The organism is Streptomyces laculatispora (assembly GCF_017353455.1).
Taxonomy (GTDB): domain Bacteria; phylum Actinomycetota; class Actinomycetes; order Streptomycetales; family Streptomycetaceae; genus Streptomyces; species Streptomyces laculatispora.
Genome location: NZ_JAFMPZ010000271.1, coordinates 1 through 4,356, shown reverse-complemented (window position 1 = coordinate 4,356; position 4,356 = coordinate 1). Strand labels below are relative to the sequence as shown.

Here is a 4,356-nt window from a genome sequence, read left to right as displayed (position 1 = left end):
CTCGCTCCGCGTGGCCGGGCCGTGAGCTAGGTGTGCCGGGGCAGGGGGTACCTCCGTGAGATGTGGCGGGAAGTAGCCAGCGGCGGTGTGCGCCGGGCGGTTCAAAAACAGTAGGCGCGGATCGGCGGTTGACCAAAAAGTGGGCGTGAGGTATCGGAATCCGGCACCTCAGCAACGCACTTCTTGGTCGTCGGCGGATTCGCCTCTACAGTTTTTGGACTCCCCCTCGCCCTCCTCGGTCTGCGGCCCTGGGCTTCTGCATGCCCACTTCCGGCCCGCGAGGACTTCTGTGCGAGGCGGCTAATTCCCTCTGCGACTCCGCACCCGAATAGGGGTTCCTCTTTGCCTTTTTCTCTGCACCAGGGCGACGCCCTCAGTGTTCTCGCCGGCCTTCCGGACGGCTGCGTCGACTCCGTCATTACCGATCCGCCGTACAACTCGGGCGGTAGGACCGCGAAGGAGCGCACCACCCGCTCCGCGAAGCAGAAGTACACCTCCGCTGACGCCCAGCACGCCCTGCCGGACTTCACCGGCGAGAACATGGATCAGCGCTCGTACACGCTCTGGCTGACCCAGATCATGACCGAGGCGCACCGCATGACGAAGACGGGCGGCACAGCGTTGCTGTTCACCGACTGGCGCCAACTGCCGGCTACGACGGATGCCTTCCAGGCCGCCGGATGGCTGTGGCTGGGCATCCTGACCTGGCACAAGCCGCAGGCCAGGCCGCAGAAGGGCAAGTTCCGCCAGGACTGCGAGTACATCGTCTGGGGAGCCAAGGGCAAGATTGACGCCGCCGCGAACCCGGTCTATCTCCCCGGCCTCTACAGCGCCTCGCAGCCGTCGGGGTCCAAGCGCCAGCACATCACCCAGAAGCCCGTCTCCGTGATGCGGGAGTTGGTCAAGATCAGCCCCGAGGGCGGCACGGTGCTCGACTTCTGTGCCGGCTCCGGCTCCACGGGCGTCGCCGCCCTGCTGGAAGGCAGGGACTTCATCGGCGTGGAGAAGACCGAGCACTACGCGTCGATTGCGGCCGACCGGCTCACCGAGACGATCCGCGAGACCCTCACCCAAGAAGACGTGATTCTCACCGTCTGAGCCGCGAGCGCGCTTCCCGTCAAGGCGACCGGCGCCCTAGTTGGCAATCCGACGAAGCGGGCTTGCAACTCGCTGGCCGCTCCGGCGTCGGCGTTTCCGTCTTCCTCTCATTCCGCGTCTCGTAGGAGGCCGAACTTTTCATGCCCGAATCCGTAAAACCGTCTGACGGTGGGGAGTTGGAGCCGGTACGTATTCCCGATCCGCAGCTGGAGGGAATCGAGGCGAGCGTCCGACGGCTCATGGAGCAGTCGGCGCAACAGGCGCAGCAGCTCGACCATCTCGCGTCCGCCCCGGAGCCGGGCGGATCGCCGTTCGCCGCGTTCGGCATGCCGGGGCTCGGCGGGCCGCCTGCCGCCGCTCCGCCGGAGCCCCGCCCGATCCTGGAACTCGACGGGGAAGAACGCGAAGACGAACTCGACGCCCTGTCGGACTGGGTCGACGACTTCTTCCTCCCGGTGTACGGGGCGGAGGTCACCACCGCGGCGCCCTGGTGCCTGCAGTGGCAGGAGCACGACGACGTCGTGGCCTGGCTCCACGCCCTGTGGCTCGCCTACCAGCAGCACAAGGACCCCGAAGCCGGACTCTCCGGTCTGTTCGTGTGGCACCGGGACTTCCTCACCCACGCCGTTGCGGCGATCCGCGCACCGGGCGGGCCGCTGTCGGCGTGTATGACTTCCCCCGAGCGGCCGGCGCACCGTCTTCTGCCCGGTCCGCCGCCGTCCGTGCGTACGGAGACGGCGGCCACGGCGGAGGCCGCCGAGCCGGACGAGCCGACGTCATGACTGCGGGACAGGGACAGCCCGGCTTCGGCTTGAGCTTCGACCCGCGCGCGCTGACCGATCTCCTGCAGGCTCCCGGCGATATCCGCGATCTCACCCTCGCCTACCTGCAGGAAGTCGTGAACGCGCAGCGCTTCGGGCTGCGCCTCGACGGTGACTTGGAGGGGTTCCGGAAGCTGTTCGTGGACTCCCGGAAGGACTGGCGCGTCGTCTACGGCGTCCGCCCGGCGCCTGCGGAGTCCGCGTACCAGAAGGAGATCCACGTCGTCGCGGTCCGGCCGCGTGCGGGCAACGACGTCTATGACGAGGTCGGCCGCCGCCTGGGGATGACCCGCCGGCCGCTGAGTGCCCGCACCCACGCAGCACGCTCCCGCTCCCCGCAGCTGACCACCCGCGGTCCCGTGCCCCGGCCCGGTCCACCGTCCACCGCGCTGCCGGGTCTGCCCCGTCCCGCACAGAACCCCGCGCACCATCACACCCGCTGAACGCATGGAGCGTCGCCTATGTCCCCTGAACCCGCGCCGACACCAGCCCGGCGTGCGGTCTCCCCGCTCGACCACCGCCTCGAAGCCGTCACCGGCCACGACATCGACACCCTGTGGGCCTATCGCGACCGCGGTGTCCTCGACGAGCCACATGCCCACCTGGTCGACCAGCATCGCGAGTTGGCCAAGACCCAGACCGGCGTCACCTTCTACCTCCGCCTCCTCATCCGCCTGTCCAGCGGCGAGTTCCCTGTCGATGACGCCCTGTTCACGCGTATCGACCGCGCCGTGGACCAGCTGGAGGAGGCCACCGTCGCACGGGATGCCGCTGCCCGGAAGGTGCTCGGTGCCCTGGAGCCCATCGAGGCCGCTGCGGCGGCCTCCGCGCCCGGTGTGAAGCAGCTCTCGACGGACGACCAGGCGGCGCTGCTCGCCATCGCCGGCGGCGCCAAGCTGCACGAGCACCTGCTGACGGGCCGGATGTCCGTCACCGTCGCCTCCGGCACTCGCATCCCTCACGCCAAGCTGCAGCGTCTGGAGGACGCCGGCCTGGTCGTCCGGGATACCGACCACCCCGTGCACGCCGGCCAGCCAGTCGCCCTCACCGACGTTGGACGGGCCGCGCTGTTCGCCGCCCGCCGGGCGCCCACGACCCGGGCGCCGAAGGTCCCGGCCCGACCCGGCACATCTCCGTCCACCCCGGCGCATCGGCGCTGAACTCCTCCGAAAGGCCCTTGTTGTCTCCCACCGAACCGGCGCCGGCTCGGAAGTCCATCCCCCAAGTCGACTTCGAGCTGGACGACTTCGACGCCGACGAGGAGAAATACCTCGACTTCTACCGCAAGGTCGGCGTCCACGAGGACATGCTCGTCCCCCTCGCCCATCACCACGACGGCGCGCACAGCTACTGCGTCCTCTTCGACCGCACCGCCACCTACGGGCACCCAGGCATGCCGCAATACGTCGCCGTTCACCTACAGCGGGACCAGGAGAAGGAGACGTTCGACTTCGAGCAGGCCCTGCTGCCACTGCCCGCGATGGCGCAGTCCTGGCTCATCCACCGCGGCTGCCCGCACGATGCCATCGGCCTCAACCCGGAGCTGGGACCACCGCCGGCGGACGAGGTGACTCGCGCGCTGGAGCGACGCCTCGCGGGCGACGGCGACCACTACGCCATGGGCTACTCCTACACCGCCGACGACCCGGACGACATGGTCACCGTCGTAGCCCTGCGCGCCCTGGACGAGCGAGCCCCCAGCCCGTTCCGCGTCATTGTCGAGGAGGTCGACACCGACGCGTGGACGCACACCCTGCGCGAGGGCGGCTTCGACACGGTGGGCGAAGCCCGGCAGTGGTGCGACGACCGGCTTACCGGCGAGGTCGGTCCTCTCCCGCCGGTCCGCCCGGCAGCCGCAGCCAGCCGCCCGGCCGGTGTGGCGAAGGCCCCTGCTCCGCGCCCGCCCGGCCGTTCGCGCTGAGCGCCAAGGCCGACGCGGGCGCCGGAACATAGCCGACGATCGCCGGTTAGCCAAACCGGCGATTCTCCGGACTCTTATACAGCCGCCGGGACAACTTCCGCGGCGCCATTCCACGCAATCCCTATGCCTTCACGGAGGTTTCTTCCGCATGCGCTCCACCCGAATTGCCATCTCCGCAGCGATGCTCGGCGCACTCGCTCTGCCAGTGCTGTCCGCCACCACCGCCAGCGCGGCGACCGTACCCACCGCGGCAACGGCCGTTCCCACGGTCAGCTGCCAGAACCTCCCGCCGCTCCCGTACGCCGTCCACGCCAAGGCCGTGACCATCCGGTCCAAGGACAGCTCGAAGTCCACAGCGCTCGGCGTGCTCTACAAGAGCCACAAGTTCAGCGTGGCCAAGAAGAGCGGCAACTGGCTCTACATCACGGACAAGTCGACCGGCGTCAAGGGCTGGGTCTCCGGCACGTACGTCTACCGCGACGTCCGAATGTGCCTGGACTGACAGGAATTCAGCCG

Annotated in this window: 6 protein-coding genes; all 6 read left to right on the top strand. The window is 69.2% G+C overall.

Annotation, left to right across the window (positions count from 1 at the left end; all coding sequences use genetic code 11):
• The first annotated feature begins 342 nt into the window (after window positions 1-342).
• Window positions 343-1,098, top strand: a complete 756-nt coding sequence (locus tag J1C73_RS15020) for a DNA-methyltransferase (protein WP_207316815.1) — start codon at window positions 343-345, stop codon at window positions 1,096-1,098.
• A 239-nt stretch (window positions 1,099-1,337) separates the two neighbouring features.
• Complete coding sequence (locus J1C73_RS15015; protein WP_207316817.1) at window positions 1,338-1,880, top strand: DUF4913 domain-containing protein; 543 nt, start codon at window positions 1,338-1,340, stop codon at window positions 1,878-1,880.
• Complete coding sequence (locus tag J1C73_RS15010) at window positions 1,877-2,362, top strand: hypothetical protein (protein ID WP_207316814.1); 486 nt, start codon at window positions 1,877-1,879, stop codon at window positions 2,360-2,362. The genes J1C73_RS15015 and J1C73_RS15010 overlap by 4 nt, the downstream gene beginning before the upstream one ends.
• An 18-nt stretch (window positions 2,363-2,380) precedes the next feature.
• Complete coding sequence (locus J1C73_RS15005) at window positions 2,381-3,079, top strand: hypothetical protein (protein WP_207316813.1); 699 nt, start codon at window positions 2,381-2,383, stop codon at window positions 3,077-3,079.
• A 17-nt stretch (window positions 3,080-3,096) separates the two neighbouring features.
• The gene (locus J1C73_RS15000; RefSeq protein WP_207316812.1) at window positions 3,097-3,840 is read left to right on the top strand and encodes a hypothetical protein; all 744 of its coding nucleotides are present in this window, start codon (window positions 3,097-3,099) and stop codon (window positions 3,838-3,840) included.
• A gap of 181 nt (window positions 3,841-4,021) precedes the next feature.
• Window positions 4,022-4,342: an SH3 domain-containing protein gene (locus J1C73_RS14995; protein ID WP_207316816.1), complete on the top strand. Its 321-nt coding sequence runs from the start codon at window positions 4,022-4,024 to the stop codon at window positions 4,340-4,342.
• Window positions 4,343-4,356 lie beyond the last annotated feature (14 nt).

What these genes read in the sequence shown, in the direction of transcription:
- J1C73_RS15015 (WP_207316817.1), top strand. Translation starts at nt 1,338, where the DNA reads ATGGAGCAGTCGGCGCAACAGGCGCAGCAGCTCGACCATCTCGCGTCC.
- J1C73_RS15010 (WP_207316814.1), top strand. Translation starts at nt 1,877, where the DNA reads ATGACTGCGGGACAGGGACAGCCCGGCTTCGGCTTGAGCTTCGACCCG.
- J1C73_RS15005 (WP_207316813.1), top strand. Translation starts at nt 2,381, where the DNA reads ATGTCCCCTGAACCCGCGCCGACACCAGCCCGGCGTGCGGTCTCCCCG.
- J1C73_RS14995 (WP_207316816.1), top strand. Translation starts at nt 4,022, where the DNA reads ATGCTCGGCGCACTCGCTCTGCCAGTGCTGTCCGCCACCACCGCCAGC.